Source organism: Peribacillus sp. NPDC097224 (assembly GCF_044761985.1).
In the GTDB taxonomy this organism is placed as follows: Bacteria; Bacillota; Bacilli; order Bacillales; family DSM-1321; genus Peribacillus.
Genome location: NZ_JBIWDK010000003.1, coordinates 459,065 through 479,519, shown reverse-complemented (window position 1 = coordinate 479,519; position 20,455 = coordinate 459,065). Strand labels below are relative to the sequence as shown.

The window sequence follows — 20,455 nt, the reverse complement described above, 5'->3', positions numbered from 1 at the left end:
ACCCCGCTTCCTATTCTATCCGTATACGCGGATCCACCGCGCTAAGTATGATGTCAGAAAGAAGAGTGCCAAGCAAAGTGGCGAATCCTGTCATCATGACAATGGCCGTCACGACACTGAAGTCCCTTAGGCTTACAGAGCTAAGGAATAGCTGGCCTAATCCTGGATAACTAAAGATGGTCTCGATTATGACAGAGCCACCGATTAATCCAGTGATTTCATATCCTAAGAATGCTGCAATCGGTAGAAATGAATTTCTCAAGATATGTCGTGAGTATACTTTCGATTCCGGAACACCTTTCGATCGAGCGGTCCTTACGAAATCCTTAATCTTATTATCTATGATTTCATTTCGCAAATATTGAATGGTACTTGTCGTTGCAATTAAAGCCGTACTTAAAGCTGGCAGGATCAAATGGTTAATCTTACTGACCACATAAGCGAACGTCCCTGAATCCAATTTGGAATCGACGCTTCCACCAGATGGGAACCAATTTAGACCGAACCCGAAAACAAATAGCATAATAAGAGCAAATATGAAAATTGGTGTACCAAAACCTAGGTAACTATAACCGGTAACTCCCTTGTCCATCCACGTATCATTATATCTACCGCTCACTATGCCGAGTGGAATAGCTAGCAAATATGTAAAGATAAGAGTGACGATTGCAAGAAAAACCGTATTCCAAAGCCTGTTTTCAATGACATCCATAACTGGTATTTTGTGCGTATAAGACACTCCGAAGTCCCCTTGGACAGCATTTGATGCCCATCTTACATATTGTTGGTACCAAGGGTCATTCAAGCCCATGTCATCCCTGATTCTTTCAAGCTCAGCCGGATCCGCCCTTGGGTTGCTTATTTCCTGACCTGACAAGGCATCACCTGGCATGGCTTTTGCCATCATGAAAACGATGATGCTCAACAGAAAGAGCTGCGGAATCATGACTAATAGGCGCCTAAGGATAAATTTCCACATTACTTTCCACCTCCTTATTGTATTGCGACTCTATGAGTGGACGAAATTGGCTTTAAATCGTAGGCCCGTCCGTTTTCATCAAAGTATTGGGAATAAGACGTTTCATACTCCGCTGTCAATTTCCTCCTGAGTAGTATTTTTTGCTCACGCACTTCCGGTTCTAGGTCCGGAATGGCCGCTATCAGACGTTTGGTATAGATGTGCTGAGGGTTTTCATAGATTTCCTGGCTTGTGCCCTCTTCTACGATTCTTCCGCGATACATCACGCCCATCCTGTCACACATATGCCTGATTACTCCAAGATCATGGCCGACAAATAAATAGGTCAAGTTAAACTCCTCCTGTAAATCTTGAAGGAAGTTCAATACCTGTGCTTGGACCGATACATCCAGCGCAGACACAGGTTCATCGGCAATGATCAGTTTTGGCTTTAACGTCAAAGATCTCGCAATTCCTATACGCTGACGCTGTCCGCCTGAAAACTCATGTGGATACTTATAAATGGATTCGGGACTTAGACCGACTTTATCCAAGAAGTCCTGAACAATTTTCTTTTCTTCTCCAGGCGACAACTTTTCAAAATTCCTTAACGGCTCGGCAATGATATCGAGAACCCGCTTTTTAGGATTTAAAGAAGAATACGGATCTTGAAAAATCATTTGGATATCTTTTCGGAATGGCTTGATTTCTTTTCTGCTCAACGAAGCTAAATCCCTGCCTTCGAACATGATTTTTCCTGATGTCACCTCATTCAGCTTGACCACAGCTTTACCCGTCGTTGACTTCCCACTACCTGATTCTCCAACCAAACCGTAGGTCTCACCTTGCTGCAATTCGAATGACACACCATCGACAGCTCTGACATGATCTACTACTCTACGAAAAAAACCGCCCCTTATAGGGAAATGCACTTTTAAATTATCTACCTTGAGTAATGTCATAAGGCGTTGCCTCTCCTTCAGATTGAAAATAAAAATCCTTATAACACGTGCACCTAACATAATGACCTTGGCCAACTTCATGCAGGACAGGTGACTCCTCATGGGCCTGTTTGGGGATCCAAGGAATCCGTTCTTGGAATCGGCACCCATTCCTATCCATTTTCGCTATGGAGGGCACGATTCCTTCTATAACGTGCAAACGTTTTTTTTCAGTGGTAGCCGAAGGGATGGAATTTAGCAAAGATCGTGTATAAGGATGCAATGGTTTTTTGAATATATCTTTAACACTGCCAGTCTCGACCACTTGTCCGGCATACATCACGACAATCCGGTCAGCCACTTCGGCCACTACGCTTAAGTCATGAGTAATCAAGATGATTCCCATTTTTGTCTTGCTCTGTATTTCCTTCAACAAATCCAGGATTTGAGCTTGGATCGTCACATCGAGAGCCGTCGTTGGTTCGTCCGCAATGACCAAGGCAGGATTACAAGCTATCGCAATCGATATCATGGCCCTTTGGCGCATGCCACCTGAAAGTTCATGAGGGAACTGCTTGTAGGTCCTTTCCGGATAAGGGATACCAACCTGGGTTAGCAGTTCAATTGTTCTTTTCTTTTTTTCATTGGTTGATAGATTCGTATGATAATCAAGATTTTCCTCAATCTGTTTTCCGACAGTCATTAGGGGATTCAATGCCGTCAGAGGTTCTTGGAATATCATCCCCAATTCCTTACCTCGAACTTTATTCATTTGTGACTCATTAAGGTCAAGTAGATTCTGACCCTTATAATTTATGACACCTTCAGATTTCGTTCTTTGCATATTATGTAATTGGATGATAGAGAGGGCTAGTGCACTCTTACCACAACCTGACTCACCAACCACGGCTACAATTTCATTTTCATTCACCGTGAACGAGACATCGTCCACCGCTGCGTGATATTTATTCTTAATACGAAATGACGTAGTGAGGTTCTCTATCTGTAATATTGTCTTTTCCAACCCGATCCCCCCTAAACTGTTTTACCGGTAAAATAAAAATTTTCTGATAATTAAATAAAAGTGTAATCAATTTTTAATATTAATTCAATATATTTATATCAAATTATAACATTTTTTTAATATATTATAACTTGAGGAATAATTTTTTCCTATAATTTTATTTCTAAAAATTAACTTTATTTCTTTTTATTTACTCCGATAAGGATTCTAATAGCTTTTGCTCATCACAAAGAATGAAGATTTTTTTGTATTTAAAAATAATGAATAATTATCTTATCTTCAAACTGAAATTTTTTATGTATTAGTTCCACTCATCCAACCAATCTAAATATTTTGATATTTCAGAAAATTTATATTCTGATAATACTCACCTTATGAATGGACGGTGCGTAGCTTTTTCTAGCAGGGTTTGGGTAATAAAGTGAAACCTTTCCCCTTATCTTTCGTAAGAATGGGTAATAATAATTATATGGAGGTTGACCGAATGTATTCACATACCGTTAATGCGTATATGCCCTCTGTTATGCGCACATTTGCTCTATCACTCGCGATTTCCGTTTTAGGAATGGCTGCTGGAATATTTATACCCCCGGCCTTATTTCTTCCCTTGGCGATTTTGGAAATCGCCATGCTGATTGGAGCCTTTATCTTGAGAAGGAAAAAAGCAATTGGATATACATTTCTTTATGCATTTACTTTCATATCGGGAATGACCACCTATCCCATCATCGCTCACTATCTCGCTTTGGCAGGCGCTAACGTCGTGATTTTGGCTGGAGTGACGACAACCGTCGTCTTTGGGGGGTTAGCTCTATATGCAACAACCACTAAGAGAGATCTTTCTTTTCTAAGTGGAATCTTCTTTGCTGCCTTGCTAGCGCTAATCGCCATCAGTATCTTTAATATATTCTCACCGTTAAGTTCCACGGCAATGCTTGTTTTTTCCTTTATTGGCATTCTTGTCTTCAGCGGATATGTTCTATATGATTTCAACCGCATGAAGCACTATGGGGTAACGGCAGAAGAAGTCCCGCTCATGGCATTGAATCTGTACCTTGATTTCATCAACCTGTTTATAAACATCCTTCGCTTTTTCGGTATATTATCAAGCAATGATTAAAAAAAACGGGCAAATGCCCGTTTTTTCGTACTTATTTATATAACCCTGGTTCTGATTTTTCAGTCCAAGGCAATTTCACACCAAATGTGCTTGCGATGAATTGTGTATCATCTCTTCTTTTTTTCCTAACGTCTGCCCGGTGTTTGGCAGATTCATTCAAGTTCTTCTCCATTTCAGTCTCCGGAACCAAGCGGGGAACTGGAACAGGTTTTCCGTTCTCATCGATGGCAACAAAGGTCAAAAAGGAAATAACGCATAGATTCCGTTCTCCAGTAAGTAAGTCCTCGGCAACCACTTTTACGATAATTTCCATAGATGTCCTACCCGTATACGTAACGAAGCTTTCTAGGCATACTGCATTTCCTTCATGAATGGGATGCAGGAAATCGACAGAATCGGTCGATGCCGTAACGACATTACTTCTAGCATGGCGCATGGCAGAAATGGCCGCAACGTCATCAATGTAAGCCATTAATTTCCCACCAAACATTGTACCGATATTATTTGTATCAGGTGGTAGAACTAGACTCGTTTTTATAACCAAAGAGTCCGAGCAATGTTTTATTTCTTCCATGGTGACTGCACTCCTTTATGTCCATTTTCTCACTAGTTCACTTTAACGAATTTTGCGCGTTAAAGCAATAATCATGATTTTTACCCACATTTTTCTCATCTCTCAATAGGTAAGTACTGCTTATATAGTCTTTCCTAAATCAATACATATATAAAAAAAACTCAACCTATTGGCTGAGTTTTTTTAGTTTGGCCTTCAACTCTTCAATTTGCAATAAATGCCGTTTCTCATGCAAACCGACAAACGGAATCCACTGCTTCAAACTTAAATCTTTAAACAAGGGGTGTGGGAATGACTTCTCTTCCAAGTCATTCTCCTTCGCTTGGGAGATTACCTTTTCCAATGCCTTACGTGAAGAGGCGAGCTTAGCTTTTACTTCAGCTAATGTTTGGAACTTCTCTGACGGAATGACAAATGGAGGCGCGTCCACTTTTACGTCACGATTTAATGTATACTGGATCGGTTTATCATCTACTCGATTGCTCTCGCCACTTGCCAGTGTATCGGCAATTCCTTTTGTTACCGCCCTCTCCATTAGAAATAGATGCTCCAATACCTGAATGATGCTCCAACGTCCATCTTCGGGATGTGCATTTACCTGTTCATCCGATAACCCGTTCACTGCCTGGAGAAGTTCTTCCCTGATTTTTGTGTTTTCTTCCACTCTACCAGCTCCTTATTCACTTTTTTATAATTATTCCACCGAAGGGATAAGTTGTAAAATATAAGCTTCTTTATTAAAGAAAAACCGCTCAAAAGTTGTCTATTTTTTTAAAACCTCTATGATAATCATAAAGGTTTTTTTGCTTTTAAAGACAACTTTCAATTTACCATAGGAGTGATTAAATATGAGCGGGGGACATATCCCTTTCAGCCACAAGGGCCGTAGCACCCTGACAGCTGCACCATCAAAAGGAAGCATTCGGTCAATGTTGAAACAAATATTCAATCGTATCCCATCCAGATGGAAATTTTCAAGTATGATCATATGCATAATGTTTTTTATTTCCATGCTTGAGTTTTCCATCCCACAACTTACGCAATATACGATTGATGATGTCATACCTGGGAAAGAATATGACTCATTGATTTGGGTAGGCATAGGTATCCTCTTTGCGGCCATATTGTTAGCTTTGCTTAATTATGTGAACGGCTATATCGTATCTAAAGTGGGGCAAAAAGCGATCATGAATTTACGAAATGAAATGTATGACCATATTCAAAAATTGGATATGAAATTTTTTGATAAAAATAGAACGGGTGACTTAATGTCCCGGCTCACGAATGATGTGAACCTGCTTCAACAACTCATCTCATCAAGCATGCTACAAGTTATTACAGATACGGTCACCTTCTTTGCCATCGCAATCTATATGCTGTTCATCAATTGGAAACTGACCGTGGTCCTTCTCATTACCTTTCCGTTCATGTTCTATCTGACACGTGTATTTGGTAAACGAATCCGCCTCTCATTCAGAAGCGTGCAAAGTTCGGCCGGCGATGTCAGCAATCAGCTGCAGGATTCCCTTTCCGGCATACGGCTCATCCAATCCTTCACAAATGAAGAATTTGAATCAAAACGATTCGCGGACCGAAATCATGAGAATACGGTAGCAAACATCAAATCAGTTCGACTGAGGTCCATGTTTGGCCCGCTCATAGATTTAATGAATAATTTAGGTCTGATCGCCGTGATTGTATTTGGTGCCTGGCAAGTGATGCAGGGAGAATTTACGATTGGATTAATCGTGGCATTCCTGGCTTATCTCAGGCTTCTGCAAAGTCCAATCCGTAATTTCAGCCGTGTAATCAGTATCGTGCAACAATCGGCTGCAGCTTTTGAACGGATCACCGAAATAATGGAGACACAACCTGGAATCCAGGACAAAAAGACAGCAATTAATGTTCCCAAAATCACGAAACAAATCGAATTTCAAGGAATTGATTTCGCTTATGTCGAGGGGGTACCAGTACTCCGAAATCTTAACCTGATGATAAAAGCAGGACAGGTAACCGCTCTTGTCGGCTCATCCGGGGCAGGGAAATCAACGATTACCAGCCTTTTAATTCGTTTCTATGACCCCCAACAAGGGACAATAAAAATGGATGGCCATGATATTCGTGATCTCACCCTCAAATCTTTACGGAACCAAATGGGGGTTGTTTCGCAAGACATCATTTTGTTTACCGGGACCATCCGCGATAATATAACCTATGGTAAACTCGACGCTACGGACGAGGAAATTATCGAAGTGGCTAAGGCGGCATATGCTCATGATTTCATCAAGACGTTCCCAAAAGGATATGACTCACAAATCGGAGAACGTGGGGTCAAACTTTCTGGTGGCCAAAAGCAACGGATTGCCATCGCCAGGGCCCTTTTGAAGAATCCCCAAATCATCATTCTCGATGAGGCGACGGCATCGCTCGATACGGAATCCGAACATCTGATTCAGGAAGCGTTATCCAACCTATTAGAGAACCGGACTTCAATCGTCATTGCCCATCGGTTATCAACCGTTCAAAAGGCAGATCAAATTGTCGTTCTTGAAAAAGGGGTAATTCAAGAAAATGGAACGCACGAACAACTGCTACTAAATAATGGTCGCTATCGGCAGCTCCATGACTTACAGTTTCCACAGGCGGAGGCACCATCAGAAACATAACCAACCAGAAATCCGCCCCCGATAAATAAACCTAAAAGGGCATGGAAATCAAGTTTCCATGCCCTTTTATCGTTCTTATTTAAAATCATATTTATCTAAGATTCGATTGGTTATAAGCTGATAGCCTTCTTCATTTGGATGAATTTCATCACTGAAGTATGCTTTTTTATCTTTGTTTTCGAATAAATCGTTTGTAGGGATATACTTTAGTCTACTATCCTTGTCCACCATCTTTTGAATCGAATGATTATAATCACTAATATGGTTTTCTAATTTCAAGTCGTCTTTATTGGGGTTATATAACCCTATCACCAAGATATCAGCTTTATTATTTTTCTTTAGAAGCTCAGAAAGAATTTTATCTAAATGTTGTACATACTCTTTCTTTTCATCATTTATCTTTTGATCATTGATTTTTTTTAAGTTTCCACCATTACTGTTAATTAAATCATTGATTCCGATATAGACGATAAATGTGTCAGCCTTATCCAATTTTGTGTTAATCTCAAGATCTTCGAGCTGTTTAATGACACCGTCCGTTTCCTGACCTTTAATACCATAATTCCAGAATTGGACTTTTTCTGAATCGGAATCATTCGTTTTATGTTTCAAGTCATCAATATATCCTTCCCCTTCTTTATCGCCCTTTCCGTAAGTCAAAGAATCTCCAAATGCCATGACTCTTTGATCGTTTTTCGCATCTACTGCCTGAAACGCATAGGCAACTAAACAAATAACAAGTACAATAAAAAATAAGCCAACGATTTTCTTCATTTGTTTTGCTTCTCCTTTTGTATTCACTAGGAAGTATTTTATTTTTAAATACCCAAAAAGAGGACAAGCCTAACATTTGAATAACTTAATAAAAATTAAATTGCATGACGCACCTGTACTGGTGATTGGAATGCCATAATAAATGGATTGGAGCTTAATGATGAAGGAGTTTACAGAATTCAGGGAAGCAGTATTTGAGGATTTGCCTAAAATTATCGAAATTTACAATTCTACAGTACCTTCGAGGATGGTCACTGCGGATACAGAACCAGTTACAGTAGAATCACGGCTCAAATGGTTTGAAGAACATCATATTCTCAAACGGCCATTATATATGATCATACATGATGGAAAAACAGCTGGATGGATGAGTTTTCAATCTTTTTATGGTAGACCCGCATATGATTTTACCGCTGAAATTAGCATCTATATAGATGAGGAGTTCCGTGGGAAAGGAATTGGACAACTTTCAATCCAAAAGGCTATAGAGGTGAGTCCGAAGATAGGGATTAAGACACTTCTTGGATTTATTTTCGCACACAATGCACCAAGTATTAAGCTTTTTTCAAAATTTGGTTTTGAAAAATGGGCGCATTTACCGAAAATAGCAGAACTCGATGGAGTGGAACGCGATTTGGTCATTCTTGGTAAACGTGTCACTACATGACTTCCATTGCAAAAGGCGATTGCCTGGATTTGAATGGTCTAGTGGGATGTACTGATTATTCGCGACAAACTCCCAGGAATTTTATATGTGTGACCGCATTCAATAAAGAATCCAACTCTTGACTTGCTTGAATGGTCATCCTGCTTGTCAAACCATAATTTTTTGCTAACATAATCATTTCTTTTCGTTTTTCTTCAATTTTTTCAACTGTTGTTATATGAGGAGGCTTCAATATAATCACTTCCTATTTTTCAATTATTTTACATTTTTATCATAACCAAAGCACTAGGCGAAATCAATCATTTTACATGTTTTAAATATGTTATTTCACTAGTGAAATGTGACAAAATACCCATTATATTTTTCTATTTTGTACTTTTTATGTCAGTTCAAAGAGAAAAAGCATTCGCTTTTACACAGCAAATGCTTTTTCTCTTTGATTGTTCACTATAGGTTAACTAAGTCATGCACTCTGGAGGTGACTCATTACCTGATCTATCTATAACGATCTTATATTCATCTTCAAGAGCTTTTAATGGAGCATCATAGAGATGCTTTTCATCAGAGGTTTTGTATACACCATTTGATAATAGTTCTTCTATCAACAATGCTCTCCTCTGTTCTTTTTTCTCGAAAAACTCTGCCATATGAATGGCCCCTTTCCTTTTATTCATATTTTCCACATATAATGCCCCTAATCTTATAGGATTTGCTAAAGCCAAAATATATATACCTGTTGTATGGGATTCTTAAACCCTATTTGACAAAAATAAAAACCCCTTCTAATCCAAGAAGAGGTCGACAGAGGTCCGTTCGTCTCTTCTTATCTTCCAAGCGATTGCTTGTTGGAAGAAGCACAGTTCCCCGATGGGTCTGTTGCCGAGGTTTCATAGGGCCAAGTCCCTCCACCTCTCTGGATAAGAATACAGAATATAAATGATTTTGACATGATTTTATCCCACTTGCAAGGATAAGTCAATTACATTCAAATAATTTTTAATTTTTATATTATTTTTCCGTGTGCCCTTTTAGCACAAGGTAAGACCATATCCCTATTTTGCTAATAACTATATTTCCCTCCAATTGACCGTGGGTTAGGTATGCTCCATTTACCATTGGGGATTTTATCCTACTACCCCTTTCACGCCACAAAATACTCATAAAATTCTATTGGATTCAAAGGTTGCATTTTCCTTTTTATCTGATATGATGACAATAATCACATACGAAATACCACTAGGGGAGTCTTCTATAAGACTGAGATGGAATGATGTTCCGGACCCTTTGAACCTGATCCGGGTGATGCCGGCGGAGGAAAGTGGATGATATCGTCGTCGTATATTTGACTTCATCCATCTGCCCCGTTCCGTTTTCAGGAACGGGGTTTTCGTTTAATTGAATAATAAACTGCTAGGGGAGCCATTAATAGGCTGAGAATCAAACCCTTTGTACCTGATCTGGTCATACCAGCGGAGGAAAGCAGGTTGAAAAAGGGATTCGTACATTCCTAGAACAGCCGCTTTCTATATGAAAGCGGCTGTTCTTCATTTTTGGACACTCCCCTCCTTTGTATGTGAATGAATTATAAGGGGGAAAAATCATGACGAAAACCCAAATGAAAACTTTCAGTGCTAGACTCCACGAACGTTCAAAAGAAATTTGGAAAAAGAATCATACTCATCCTTTCGTTCAAGCAATTGGAAACGGGACACTATCAGAAAAGAAATTCGCCTATTACTTAAAGCAGGACTATATCTATCTTATGGATTATGCCAAGCTTTTTGCCTTAGGGACCATCAAGGCCACTAACCTTGAGATCATGACCAAATTTGCGAGTATTTTAAATGAGACTCTACAGGTAGAAATGGATTTGCATAGGAGCTACTGCAAGGAGTTCGGAATTAGTTCTGAGGAATTGGAAAATACCGAACCCACTCCGATTACCCTTGCCTATACAGGTTATATGCTCAATGCTGCCCATCATGGAACTTTAGCCGACCTTATTGCCTGCTTACTTCCTTGTGCCTGGGATTACTATGAAATTGGCTCGTTATTAAAAGAACAAAATGGTACAGCACTAGAAACAAATCGTTATATCGCTTGGATTCAATCATATGCATCCCCCGAATTCGCAGATGCGCACAAATGGTTGGCCAAGCTGTTAGACGAACTGACGGAAGATATGCCTGAGGGGGAATTAAAAAGATTAGAGAAACACTTTTTAATGACCTCCCGATATGAATATTTATTTTGGGACATGGTTCACAACGAACAGGATTGGCCTCTTTGAATGCTAGATACTGGTAACTTGTTACGGAAAATGACGTTGACTAGCTTGTTCACGGCCATCACTACCCTGACTAGCTCATTCGTTTACATCCCTGTTGGTTTTGCGAAGGTGTTTCCTATTCAACATGTAACCAACGTCATGACAGCCGTTATGTTGGGGCCGCTTTTTGCTGTGACACAGGCCTTTTTAGTATCCCTTATCAGGAACATGACAGGTACAGGTTCCATTTTTGCATTTCCGGGCAGCATGGTTGGTGCCCTGCTGGCGGCCTTCCTCTACCAAAAAACAAGAAGGATGGGACACGCCTGCTTGGGAGAAATAGTGGGGACAGGCATTCTCGGATCCATCGCCTGTTATCCGATCGCGCTTTTATTATTGGGAAAAAAAGCGGCACTTTTTGGTTTTCTGCCAGCTTTTCTTCTTAGTTCTTTAACGGGCGCAATTATAGGCTTTCTTTTATTGAAAGTTCTCTTAAAAAATCATTATATGAAGGGGTTTTTTTATGAAAAGGGCACTAACGATCGCCGGATCTGACTCTGGGGGCGGAGCCGGCATCCAAGCTGATTTAAAAACATTTTCGGCCCATCGGGTTTATGGCATGTCTGTTATCACCGCCGTTACGGCACAGAATACCTTGGAAGTTCGATCTGTACAGCCCATCGATCTCCCTGTGATCACCGATCAAATTGCGGCCGTATTTGAAGACATTCGTGTAGACGCAGTAAAAATAGGGATGCTTGGATCAAAGGAGACGGTCGAAACCGTCGCCCATTCACTAAAATTATTTAAACCGGCTATCGTCGTCCTTGATCCTGTCATGATTTCCAAAAGTGGACACCATCTGTTAGATGAGAGGGCCGTTTCGTCGTTAAAAATCGATTTACTTCCACTTGCTACACTTGTCACGCCGAATATACCGGAAGCAGAGGTCCTTACCGGATTCCCGATCCGGACGAAGCAGGACTTTTATAAGGCATGTACCGCTATTCTGGAACTGGGTCCGAAGGCTGTTTTACTGAAAGGAGGACATGCAGCAGGAAATCCAAATGATCTCTTTTATGATGGCAAGGAGTTCTCTTGGATCAAGGGTGAACGCATTCATACGAAAAATACGCATGGAACTGGCTGTACCCTTTCCTCTGCCATTGCATCTAATCTTGCTAATGGACTTCCTTTAGCGACGTCCATTGAACAAGCGAAAATCTATATTTCAGAAGCGATACGAAATAGCTTAGAACTCGGTAAGGGACACGGACCCGTTCACCATTTCCATCAATTTTATAAAAAGGAACGGAGTGATTTCACATGAATACATCCGTTGCAGACTTATTTGGCAGAGTGAGAAAGAAACAACCACTCGTCCACCAAATCACCAACTTTGTTACTGCAAATGATTGTGCCAATGCTACCCTGGCAATTGGTGGTTCTCCCGTTATGACTTCCAATCCAAAAGAAGTGGCGGACATGGTCAAACTGGCACAAGCACTGGTGATTAACTTAGGTACACTGGATGATGTTTCCTTGGAGGCGATGGCGATTGCCGGGAAAACAGCGAACGATTGCCATATACCCGTAATTTTAGATCCTGTGGGCGTCGGTTCCACCACTTACCGAACAGAGAAAGCTATGGAACTGCTCGATTCAATGACTGTCCAGATTATTCGCGGCAATGCAAGTGAAGTCCATCGGCTAATGGGAGGCGATATCGTAACGCGAGGGGTCGATTCAGGACCGCTTTCCATGAGTAATGCAGAACTATCCCTACGTGCTGCTAGAAAACTGAAGAGTGTTGTCGTCGTGAGTGGAGCCAAGGATGCCGTTAGTGACTCTTCACGTACGTCCATCATCGATAATGGAAACCCTCTTTTAACAAAGGTGACCGGCACAGGCTGTATGTCGACGGCCTTGATTGGGGTCTTCTGCGGAATTACGGAGGATTACTATTCAGCTGCTATCGCAGGAATTTCAACCATGAGCATCTCTGGTGAGCTTGCTGCCAGAACCCTTGAAAAAAATGATGGCACAGGGACATACCGGACACGGATTATCGATGCCATCTCAGGAATGAATGATTCCATATGGAAATACGAGGTGAAAATGCATGAAGAAAGTGCCATTTGATTTGAGCCTTTATTTAGTCACGGAAGAATCATTAGCCGTCGAGGACATGACCACTATCATCACCGAGGCGGTTTCAGGCGGAGTTACGGCCGTCCAACTTAGAGAAAAGCAGGCATCTTCCCTTACTTTTTATCAAAAAGCTTCTCTATTAAAAGGTGTCCTTGATGAACTTTCGATTCCGTTAATCATTAATGACCGCGTGGATATTGCGCTTGCTGTAGGAGCGGATGGAATTCATGTTGGGCAGGATGACCTTCCTCTTCCCATCATCAAGACCCTTGTTCCTGACAATATGATCATTGGAGTATCCGTCTCTACCTTGGAGGAGGCCCTTGAAGCTGAAAACAATGGCGCTGACTATATTGGTGTTGGCTCTGTATTCCCGACAAAAACGAAACAAGACGCAACTGCTTTGAAAAAAGGGGAACTGGAGAGAATTTGTCACAGTACCTCGATTCCTGCCGTTGCGATCGGTGGGATTACAGCGGATAATATCAACAGGCTTTCTAAAAGTGGAATTGCCGGTGCTGCGGTCGTCTCTGCCATTACACAGGCAAAAAATCCAATGGACGCGGCTACACTCCTTTCATACACTATAAAAAGATTCACTAATTAATAGAAGGAGGATGCTCATTTCGAGTCATCCTCCTTCCTTTATGAAAGAATGGTATTCTTCGTTTCTTTTCCAAATGCCACAGCAACAGCACCAATTAAAATTGCGATTGTGAAAATCGTGAAGATGGTCGATATCGGTGTATCTCCAGCAACTAGATACCCGACAAGCAACGGCCCCAAAATGCCCCCGACGCGTCCGACTCCAGCTGCTAACCCCGTCCCTGTTCCACGAATGACGGTTGGATACTGTTCAGGTGTATACGCATAAAGCGCCCCCCATGCACCTAAGTTGAAAAACGATAGGAACATGCCGGATACGATCAAGAGTGATAAGCCTTCAGCGGAGCCAAAGAAAAATGCACTACCTGCCGTTCCTATTAAATATGTAATCAATACGAACTTACGCCCCATCTTCTCTATCAGCCACGCAGCAGAGAAATAACCAGGCAATTGGGCTAACGTCATGATCAATACATATTCAAAACTCTGAATCATGCTGAAGCCCTTCATGACCATGACACTTGGTAACCATAAAAACATGCCGTAATAGGAAAAGACCACACAAAACCAAAGAATCCATAAAACAAGTGTCTGACGTGCGTGCCCTTTTTGCCAGACCATTTTCATGTTGTTCAGCACAGACGGTCTCTGTTTCTTTTCAAGCTCCGTATATTTAGGAGAATCGGGTAATTTCAAACGTAGATATAGAGCATATAATGCCGGAACCGCACTTAATAACAAAGCCACACGCCATCCGTATACAGGAATGATGAAATAAGAGATGAGCGCCGCCAACAACCAGCCGACCGCCCAGAAACTTTCAAGGAGTACCACAACACGTCCCCTTTTACTTGCCTCGACGCTTTCAGAAACGAGTGTTGAAGCAACGGGTAGCTCTCCCCCGAGCCCCATCCCTATCAAGAAACGCAAAATCAGGAATAAACTAAGCGTACTGACGGCTGCAGACAGACCGCTCGCAATCGAAAATAATAATAAGGTTATGATAAAGACATTCTTTCTGCCAACCCGGTCTGCCATTGCTCCAAAGAGAATCGCCCCTACTGCCATCCCGATAGAATTGATACTTCCGATCCAACCGACCTGTTGGCTCGTTAAATTCCAATCCTGTTTCAATGCAACGATGATAAAAGAAAGCATCCCGACATCAAGTGCATCAAACATCCATCCAAAACCAGCGACACCCAGCAGTTTACGCTGCGATATCACTTTCGCATTGTTTTCCATATAAACCTCCTAAAATCTGATCGCTTACCAATATATTCTCCTATTTAATATTACCTATTAATTTTCCTTTTCGCTATAGTATTTACAACTGTCTTGACACTTTTCTTTACTCAAATAGAAAAAACGTTGATTTCAAGCCTTTTTCCATTTAAGAATAAAATGTCGAATAGTAATGATTGAATATTTCATCTATTTATTTTATGATAAATATTGGCATATGAAAGCGTTATCAATTAAGTCATCATGTTTTGCCCAATATAATCATTATATTCAGGAGGGAAACAATGACCAATCTAACGTTAGAAGTAAGTGGAAAGCTGGACAAGTTTTTAAAAGGTCCTAAAAAGCTCTATATCAATGGAAAATTCGTAGAAAGTGCCTCGAAGAAGACCTTTACCACTCCCAACCCCGCAACAGGCAAGAAACTCGCAGATATATATGAAGCGGATAAAGAAGATATCAATTTAGCCGTTAAGGCCGCAAGAAAAGCATTCGATGAAGGCCCTTGGTCCAAGATGAGCGCCGCTAACCGTAGCAGGTTGATGTATAAACTAGCAGATTTAATGGAAGAAAATAAAACAGAATTAGCGCAATTAGAAACACTGGACAATGGAAAGCCCATCAGTGAAACAACAAATGCGGATATCCCTCTAGCCATTGAGCATATGAGATATTTTGCTGGCTGGTCAACTAAAATCGTCGGTCAAACTATTCCGGTAAATGGAAATTACTTCAACTATACAAAACATGAGGCTGTAGGCGTCGTTGGTCAAATCATCCCTTGGAACTTCCCGCTTCTTATGGCGATGTGGAAACTTGGAGCCGCTCTTGCGACTGGCTGCACGGTCATTTTGAAACCTGCCGAACAAACGCCATTATCCGCCCTTTATTTAGCAGAGCTAATCGCGGAAGCCGGTTTCCCTGACGGTGTCGTCAATATCGTCCCTGGATTCGGTGAAACGGCTGGTCAAGCCCTTGTCGACCATCCTGAAGTCGATAAGATTGCCTTCACCGGTTCTACTGAAGTAGGGAAAATGATCATGCGTTCTGCTTCTTATTCATTGAAGCGCGTGACACTGGAACTCGGAGGGAAATCGCCTAACATCATTCTTCCAGATGCCGACTTCTCCAAAGCCATTCCTGGAGCTTTAAATGGTGTCATGTTTAACCAGGGTCAGGTATGCTGTGCCGGCTCCCGGGTTTATATACAAAAGAAACACTATGATAATGTCGTGGCTGATATGACTAGTCACGCTAAAAAGATCAAACAAGGAGCCGGATTGGATCCGAATACACAAATTGGACCACTCGTTTCCCAGGAACAGCAGAATCGAGTTCTTGGTTACATTGAAAAAGGAAAAAAAGAGGGTGCAGAAATATTGGTAGGAGGAAACAATCCTAGCGATGAAGGCTACTTTGTTTCACCAACGATCTTTGCCGGTGTAGAAGAGGAAATGACCATTGCCAAAGAAGAAATATTTGGTCCAGTCATTGCTGCCATGCCGTATGAGAATATAGACGATGTAATCAACCGGGCAAATGCAAGTGAATATGGGTTGGCTGCCGGTTTATGGACAAGCGATCTAGCTAACGCCCATTATGTAGCAGGAAAGTTACGTGCCGGTACTGTCTGGGTAAACTGCTATAATGCATTTGATGCAGCCTCCCCATTCGGTGGTTATAAGCAATCCGGAATCGGACGGGAAATGGGTTCCTATGCACTTGAAAATTATACAGAAGTTAAAAGCGTCTGGATTAACCTAGACAAATAATTTTTAAAAGAGAGGGTCTTCCGGGACCCTCTCTTCCATGCTTTTTGCACCCTTTTAATATATTTTACTATTGTGATTATTCTCAAATCATTTCAATAGCCTTTTCCTATGTACGTTTGATAGAATCAAACTAGAGAAAAAGGAGGAATATTCCTATGTATGAAATTGCCATTATCGGTGCCGGACCCGCTGGCGGAAGTGCCGCCATCTTCACGGCCAAGGCAGGAAAAAAGACAGTCATTCTCGACAGCAATGCAAGTATCACAAAAAAAGCCTGGATGGAAAACCATTATGGTGTGGATGAAATCTCTGGACCTGACTTAGTCCATATCGGAATTCAACAGGCAAAGAAATTCGGTGCTGAACATATCGAAACGAAAGTTACAGGCATCGAAAAAACGGAACAAGGATTTACAATCGAAACGGAAAACGGCCCTATTGATGCTACTTACATCATCCTCGCGACGGGAATGATCACTAATCTAGCCGAAGAAGCGGGAGTCACAACAAAAGACGGCATAGAGCCGCGCACTAAAAAAGTGTATGACGTGGATTCACTAGGGAAAACATCCGTAGAGGGAATTTGGGCCGCTGGCGCTGGTGCAGGCGTGAGCGTTCATACTATCGTTACAGCCGGTGACGGAGCCAGAGTGGCTATTAACCTATTAAGTGAAATCAACGGGGAACGTTATGTAGACCATGATGTACTGAAAAAATAATGAGAGTGTTCACAGAAGCTGAGTCCCTGCACTCAGCTTTTCCATCCTCCTCTATTTTTTTATCGGATTTATTTGAACCCCCACGTTTTATGATACATATGTGTAAAAAGTTTCTTTTTTCAGAAATTATCGATACAATTAAACTGTAGATAAGAGAAAGGAAGTTTTAAAAGATGAATGAATTTCAAACCAATTTAGAAAAATACGCAGAACTGGCCGTTAAAGTCGGCGTCAATATCCAGAAGGGACAAACCCTCGTTTTAAACACAACCTTAGAAGGAGCTGAACTTGTTCGGCTCATCGTTAAAAAGGCTTATGAAAACGGCGCACGTAATGTCATTGTTAACTGGAATGATGATATTGTTGGTCGTACAAAATATGAAATGGCCCCCGCTGAAGTATTTAACGAGTATCCAGAATGGCGGGCAAAAGAAACGATCGAGCTTGCTGAAAATGGTGCAGCTTTTCTATCGGTCATCTCCTCAAGTCCTGACCTTTTGAAGAATGTTCAACCTGAGCGGATCGCCAACTTCCAAAAGGCATCGGGTACCGCACTGAAAAAATGGCGTCAATATATGCAGTCCGATAAAGTGAGTTGGTCCATTGTCGCAGTCCCTTCACAAGCTTGGGCTGATAAAGTCTTCCCTGAAGTAGCTGAAGAGAAACGCATCGATGCACTTTGGGAAGCGATCTTTAAAGCAGTCCGGGTTGATGTAAAAGAACCTGTCGAGGCTTGGAAGAAACACGACGACACGCTTCATGAAAAAGTGGATTATTTAAATGAAAAGCATTACCAGAAATTGCACTACACGGCACCAGGCACAGATTTAACCATCGAATTGCCTGAAAAACACCTTTGGTGCGGAGCTGGTAGCATCAATGAGCAAGGACATGAATTCATGGCTAACATGCCAACGGAAGAAGTGTTCACGGTCCCATTGAAAACAGGCGTAAATGGAACGGTTGCAAGCACAAAACCGCTTAGTTACGGCGGCAATATCATCGATCATTTCTCCGTGACGTTCAAGGACGGCCGGATCACGGAAGTGAAGGCTGAACAAGGCGAAGAAATACTGAAACAATTGGTCGATACGGATGAAGGATCACACTATCTAGGAGAAGTGGCACTAGTCCCATTCAATTCGCCCATTTCCCAATCAAACGTATTATTCTTCAATACATTATTCGATGAAAATGCATCCAACCACTTAGCAATCGGAAGCTCTTATGCATTCTGTCTTGAAGGCGGGAAAAACATGAGCCCCGAGGAACTGGCGGAACATGGTCTGAACGAAAGTCTAACCCATGTTGATTTCATGATTGGTTCGGATAAAATGAACATCGACGGCATCCTTCCTGACGGCACTTCAGAACCTGTCTTCCGTAATGGAGATTGGGCGTTTTAATTGGAGTATTGATATAGTGGGTTTTGAAGGTTTATAACTTTGGATTTCACATGTTTTTAGAACAAAATTCATTAGCCACGTGTTTATAGTCACGTGGCTATATTTGTCTAATTATAAGGTGTCCAATCATCAACTATTTTTAGTTGAATTGTTCGGTAACCCTTAATATTTCATCTTTGTATAATAAAATGTCGTTTACACTATCTAATTTATGTGTAGTTTTTAATTCATCATTTAATTGGATATACTTATTACTAGTATTAAAACCTAATCTACAAATCCATTTACGGATATTATCATCCAGTAAAACATTAAAATAACTTTTATTATCTCTATAGTAAACTCTATTTGCATCTAGGTTTTCCTTAAGCATAAGTTTTATTAAAACATATCCCTCTATTTCTTCTTCGGTTGTCACAATCACAGGTCCATCTACTACTTTTTCCAGTTCATCAATTAGCTCTTCTTCGTTTGTTGGTGCTATATCGTCATTTATTTTTTCCGTCGTATTCAACTCATTTCCATCAGTTGAACTTAAAGCTTTTTGAAGCTTATCATTTACTTTATCATTGACGAATTGATTAAGGGATTTTTTTACTATTTCCCGAAAATTATCGATTACTTTTTTTGTCTTTACACCTTGATAAACATCATTTAATACGAATTTGATAAACTCTTCATTTGGTTCCTCCCATTGTTGAGTTAAAAAATTCTTAATTTCATTTGTATATTTTAATTCGGAGGCAGTAGTTAATACATTTTCTACATTGAAAAAGTTTTTTCTAAATTTGGCTAACTCCAGAAGGTGATTTTCTCTTATTTCATGTAAATTAAATATAAAGAATGGTTTGTCATCCATTTTATTAGGTTCTTCTAAATTGGTGAAGAACTTATATTCAATACCATTGGTCAAGATTGCAAACTTAGCTTTGGTAGTTCCAAAATACCTAAATAATTGCGAATCATGTTTATGTAGTTTTTCATGCACACATTTTGCTTCAACTAAAATAACAGGGTGTCCGTTTTCCATTATGGCATAATCAATTTTTTCACCTTTTTTTATTCCAACATCAGCTATGAATTCTGGTACTAATTCCTCGGGGTTAAAAATATCATATCCTAATGCTTGTATTAACGGCATAATTAACGAGGTTTTAGTTGCTTCCTCAGTTTGAATGTTATCCTTTATTCGTTCTATCCTAGTTGATAGCGCTTTAATTTGTTGTATAAAGGTTTCCATATTCCTACCCCCCATTTATAAAAGGTTTCTATATTCGTACCCGCATTTTTAATATAATATGCTTATATAAAACAATATTATACTAATCTGTAAAAAAATATATGTATCTCTCATCTTAGAAAAAGTGACTATATGTTAAATTTGAATAGAATCTTGTATTAAGAATTTTGGATATACAACATAAGTACCTAGAGCATGTAATTTAATCGCTAGAAAGGCAAGGATAATTTTTAGAGTTTTAAAAGTCTAATCGGCTATCTAATCGGCTTAATAGTACTTTTATTTTGCGTTTAGCTATAATAACAAAAATTTATTGCCTATAA

General features: G+C 40.5%; 21 protein-coding genes and 3 riboswitches. Of the genes, 11 read left to right on the top strand and 10 right to left on the bottom strand.

The features are described from left to right. Positions 1 to 10 precede the first annotated feature (10 nt). The 3 genes from opp4B to ACIQXR_RS09035 are packed head-to-tail and all read right to left on the bottom strand — an operon-like array spanning position 11 to position 2,923. Positions 11 to 979: an oligopeptide ABC transporter permease gene (gene opp4B, locus ACIQXR_RS09045; RefSeq protein ID WP_402867905.1), complete on the bottom strand. Its 969-nt coding sequence runs from the start codon at positions 977 to 979 to the stop codon at positions 11 to 13. 14 nt (positions 980 to 993) lie between these two features. Next, a complete protein-coding gene (locus ACIQXR_RS09040) occupies positions 994 to 1,920 on the bottom strand; it encodes an ABC transporter ATP-binding protein (RefSeq protein ID WP_402867904.1) in 927 nt (308 codons plus the stop codon). Next, on the bottom strand, positions 1,898 to 2,923 hold the full coding sequence (locus tag ACIQXR_RS09035) for an ABC transporter ATP-binding protein (protein ID WP_402867903.1): 1,026 nt from the start codon (positions 2,921 to 2,923) through the stop codon (positions 1,898 to 1,900). Before ACIQXR_RS09035 ends, ACIQXR_RS09040 begins: the two co-directional genes overlap by 23 nt. 484 nt (positions 2,924 to 3,407) lie before the next feature. Between ACIQXR_RS09035 and ACIQXR_RS09030 the strand changes: the two genes are divergently transcribed. After that, entirely contained in the window at positions 3,408 to 4,043 is a 636-nt protein-coding gene (locus tag ACIQXR_RS09030; protein WP_402867902.1) for a Bax inhibitor-1/YccA family protein, read from the top strand. Positions 4,044 to 4,074: 31 nt separating this feature from the next. Here the strand turns inward: ACIQXR_RS09030 and ACIQXR_RS09025 are convergent, their stop codons facing one another. Beyond that, a complete protein-coding gene (locus ACIQXR_RS09025) occupies positions 4,075 to 4,617 on the bottom strand; it encodes an acyl-CoA thioesterase (protein WP_402867901.1) in 543 nt (180 codons plus the stop codon). Positions 4,618 to 4,783: 166 nt separating this feature from the next. After that, positions 4,784 to 5,281 (bottom strand): DinB family protein, encoded by a 498-nt coding sequence (locus ACIQXR_RS09020; RefSeq protein WP_402867900.1) that lies wholly within the window; start codon positions 5,279 to 5,281, stop codon positions 4,784 to 4,786. 184 nt (positions 5,282 to 5,465) lie between these two features. Here ACIQXR_RS09020 and ACIQXR_RS09015 point away from each other — a divergent pair, with 184 nt between their 5' ends. After that, positions 5,466 to 7,283: an ABC transporter ATP-binding protein gene (locus ACIQXR_RS09015; protein WP_402867899.1), complete on the top strand. Its 1,818-nt coding sequence runs from the start codon at positions 5,466 to 5,468 to the stop codon at positions 7,281 to 7,283. 75 nt (positions 7,284 to 7,358) lie between these two features. Here ACIQXR_RS09015 and ACIQXR_RS09010 read toward each other — a convergent pair whose 3' ends face one another. Next, positions 7,359 to 8,057 carry a DUF459 domain-containing protein gene (locus tag ACIQXR_RS09010; RefSeq protein ID WP_402867898.1) on the bottom strand — a complete coding sequence of 233 codons (699 nt, stop codon included), beginning with the start codon at positions 8,055 to 8,057 and terminating at the stop codon, positions 7,359 to 7,361. A gap of 157 nt (positions 8,058 to 8,214) precedes the next feature. On the opposite strand from ACIQXR_RS09010, the gene ACIQXR_RS09005 reads away from it, so the two are divergent. Beyond that, the gene (locus ACIQXR_RS09005; RefSeq protein ID WP_402868553.1) at positions 8,215 to 8,724 is read left to right on the top strand and encodes a GNAT family N-acetyltransferase; all 510 of its coding nucleotides are present in this window, start codon (positions 8,215 to 8,217) and stop codon (positions 8,722 to 8,724) included. A gap of 55 nt (positions 8,725 to 8,779) precedes the next feature. Here the strand turns inward: ACIQXR_RS09005 and ACIQXR_RS09000 are convergent, their stop codons facing one another. Next, positions 8,780 to 8,956, bottom strand: coding sequence for an aspartyl-phosphate phosphatase Spo0E family protein (locus tag ACIQXR_RS09000; RefSeq protein ID WP_402867897.1), 177 nt, complete (start codon positions 8,954 to 8,956; stop codon positions 8,780 to 8,782). A 226-nt stretch (positions 8,957 to 9,182) separates the two neighbouring features. Continuing rightward, positions 9,183 to 9,446: a Fur-regulated basic protein FbpA gene (locus ACIQXR_RS08995; RefSeq protein ID WP_402867896.1), complete on the bottom strand. Its 264-nt coding sequence runs from the start codon at positions 9,444 to 9,446 to the stop codon at positions 9,183 to 9,185. A gap of 98 nt (positions 9,447 to 9,544) precedes the next feature. After that, positions 9,545 to 9,648, bottom strand: a riboswitch (SAM riboswitch). Between the two features lie 304 nt (positions 9,649 to 9,952). Then, positions 9,953 to 10,058: riboswitch (TPP riboswitch) on the top strand. 68 nt (positions 10,059 to 10,126) lie between these two features. Continuing rightward, a riboswitch (TPP riboswitch) is annotated at positions 10,127 to 10,219 on the top strand. Between the two features lie 105 nt (positions 10,220 to 10,324). Here ACIQXR_RS08995 and tenA point away from each other — a divergent pair. Genes tenA through thiE form a run of 5 tightly spaced genes read left to right on the top strand, consistent with a single transcriptional unit; the run spans position 10,325 to position 13,751 of the window. Then, positions 10,325 to 11,014 (top strand): thiaminase II, encoded by a 690-nt coding sequence (tenA, locus tag ACIQXR_RS08990; protein WP_402867895.1) that lies wholly within the window; start codon positions 10,325 to 10,327, stop codon positions 11,012 to 11,014. After that, on the top strand, positions 11,015 to 11,548 hold the full coding sequence (gene thiW, locus ACIQXR_RS08985; RefSeq protein ID WP_402867894.1) for an energy coupling factor transporter S component ThiW: 534 nt from the start codon (positions 11,015 to 11,017) through the stop codon (positions 11,546 to 11,548). Then, positions 11,517 to 12,323, top strand: coding sequence for a bifunctional hydroxymethylpyrimidine kinase/phosphomethylpyrimidine kinase (thiD, locus tag ACIQXR_RS08980; RefSeq protein ID WP_402867893.1), 807 nt, complete (start codon positions 11,517 to 11,519; stop codon positions 12,321 to 12,323). Before thiW ends, thiD begins: the two co-directional genes overlap by 32 nt. Further along, a complete protein-coding gene (gene thiM, locus ACIQXR_RS08975; RefSeq protein ID WP_402867892.1) occupies positions 12,320 to 13,135 on the top strand; it encodes a hydroxyethylthiazole kinase in 816 nt (271 codons plus the stop codon). The genes thiD and thiM overlap by 4 nt, the downstream gene beginning before the upstream one ends. After that, complete coding sequence (gene thiE / locus ACIQXR_RS08970; protein ID WP_402867891.1) at positions 13,116 to 13,751, top strand: thiamine phosphate synthase; 636 nt, start codon at positions 13,116 to 13,118, stop codon at positions 13,749 to 13,751. Before thiM ends, thiE begins: the two co-directional genes overlap by 20 nt. Positions 13,752 to 13,789: 38 nt before the next feature. On the opposite strand, the gene ACIQXR_RS08965 is transcribed toward thiE, so the two are convergent. Continuing rightward, on the bottom strand, positions 13,790 to 14,995 hold the full coding sequence (locus tag ACIQXR_RS08965) for an MFS transporter (protein WP_402867890.1): 1,206 nt from the start codon (positions 14,993 to 14,995) through the stop codon (positions 13,790 to 13,792). Between the two features lie 284 nt (positions 14,996 to 15,279). Between ACIQXR_RS08965 and ACIQXR_RS08960 the strand changes: the two genes are divergently transcribed. The 3 genes from ACIQXR_RS08960 (at position 15,280) to ACIQXR_RS08950 (ending at position 18,892) form a co-directional block, all read left to right on the top strand. After that, positions 15,280 to 16,767: an aldehyde dehydrogenase family protein gene (locus ACIQXR_RS08960; RefSeq protein WP_402867889.1), complete on the top strand. Its 1,488-nt coding sequence runs from the start codon at positions 15,280 to 15,282 to the stop codon at positions 16,765 to 16,767. Between the two features lie 155 nt (positions 16,768 to 16,922). Beyond that, on the top strand, positions 16,923 to 17,486 hold the full coding sequence (locus ACIQXR_RS08955; protein WP_402867888.1) for an FAD-dependent oxidoreductase: 564 nt from the start codon (positions 16,923 to 16,925) through the stop codon (positions 17,484 to 17,486). 173 nt (positions 17,487 to 17,659) lie between these two features. Continuing rightward, positions 17,660 to 18,892 (top strand): aminopeptidase, encoded by a 1,233-nt coding sequence (locus ACIQXR_RS08950; RefSeq protein ID WP_402867887.1) that lies wholly within the window; start codon positions 17,660 to 17,662, stop codon positions 18,890 to 18,892. A gap of 139 nt (positions 18,893 to 19,031) precedes the next feature. Here ACIQXR_RS08950 and ACIQXR_RS08945 read toward each other — a convergent pair whose 3' ends face one another. Continuing rightward, positions 19,032 to 20,132, bottom strand: coding sequence for a type I restriction endonuclease (locus tag ACIQXR_RS08945; RefSeq protein ID WP_403079835.1), 1,101 nt, complete (start codon positions 20,130 to 20,132; stop codon positions 19,032 to 19,034). Between the last annotated feature and the right edge of the window lie 323 nt (positions 20,133 to 20,455).

Bases quoted from the DNA above. Each gene is read 5' to 3' on its own strand.
- opp4B (WP_402867905.1), bottom strand. From the start codon at position 979: ATGTGGAAATTTATCCTTAGGCGCCTATTAGTCATGATTCCGCAGCTC.
- ACIQXR_RS09040 (WP_402867904.1), bottom strand. From the start codon at position 1,920: ATGACATTACTCAAGGTAGATAATTTAAAAGTGCATTTCCCTATAAGG.
- ACIQXR_RS09030 (WP_402867902.1), top strand. From the start codon at position 3,408: ATGTATTCACATACCGTTAATGCGTATATGCCCTCTGTTATGCGCACA.
- ACIQXR_RS09025 (WP_402867901.1), bottom strand. From the start codon at position 4,617: ATGGAAGAAATAAAACATTGCTCGGACTCTTTGGTTATAAAAACGAGT.
- ACIQXR_RS09015 (WP_402867899.1), top strand. From the start codon at position 5,466: ATGAGCGGGGGACATATCCCTTTCAGCCACAAGGGCCGTAGCACCCTG.
- ACIQXR_RS09010 (WP_402867898.1), bottom strand. From the start codon at position 8,057: ATGAAGAAAATCGTTGGCTTATTTTTTATTGTACTTGTTATTTGTTTA.
- ACIQXR_RS09005 (WP_402868553.1), top strand. From the start codon at position 8,215: ATGATGAAGGAGTTTACAGAATTCAGGGAAGCAGTATTTGAGGATTTG.
- tenA (WP_402867895.1), top strand. From the start codon at position 10,325: ATGACGAAAACCCAAATGAAAACTTTCAGTGCTAGACTCCACGAACGT.
- thiW (WP_402867894.1), top strand. From the start codon at position 11,015: ATGCTAGATACTGGTAACTTGTTACGGAAAATGACGTTGACTAGCTTG.
- thiD (WP_402867893.1), top strand. From the start codon at position 11,517: ATGAAAAGGGCACTAACGATCGCCGGATCTGACTCTGGGGGCGGAGCC.
- thiM (WP_402867892.1), top strand. From the start codon at position 12,320: ATGAATACATCCGTTGCAGACTTATTTGGCAGAGTGAGAAAGAAACAA.
- thiE (WP_402867891.1), top strand. From the start codon at position 13,116: ATGAAGAAAGTGCCATTTGATTTGAGCCTTTATTTAGTCACGGAAGAA.
- ACIQXR_RS08965 (WP_402867890.1), bottom strand. From the start codon at position 14,995: ATGGAAAACAATGCGAAAGTGATATCGCAGCGTAAACTGCTGGGTGTC.
- ACIQXR_RS08960 (WP_402867889.1), top strand. From the start codon at position 15,280: ATGACCAATCTAACGTTAGAAGTAAGTGGAAAGCTGGACAAGTTTTTA.
- ACIQXR_RS08955 (WP_402867888.1), top strand. From the start codon at position 16,923: ATGTATGAAATTGCCATTATCGGTGCCGGACCCGCTGGCGGAAGTGCC.
- ACIQXR_RS08950 (WP_402867887.1), top strand. From the start codon at position 17,660: ATGAATGAATTTCAAACCAATTTAGAAAAATACGCAGAACTGGCCGTT.
- ACIQXR_RS08945 (WP_403079835.1), bottom strand. From the start codon at position 20,132: ATGGAAACCTTTATACAACAAATTAAAGCGCTATCAACTAGGATAGAA.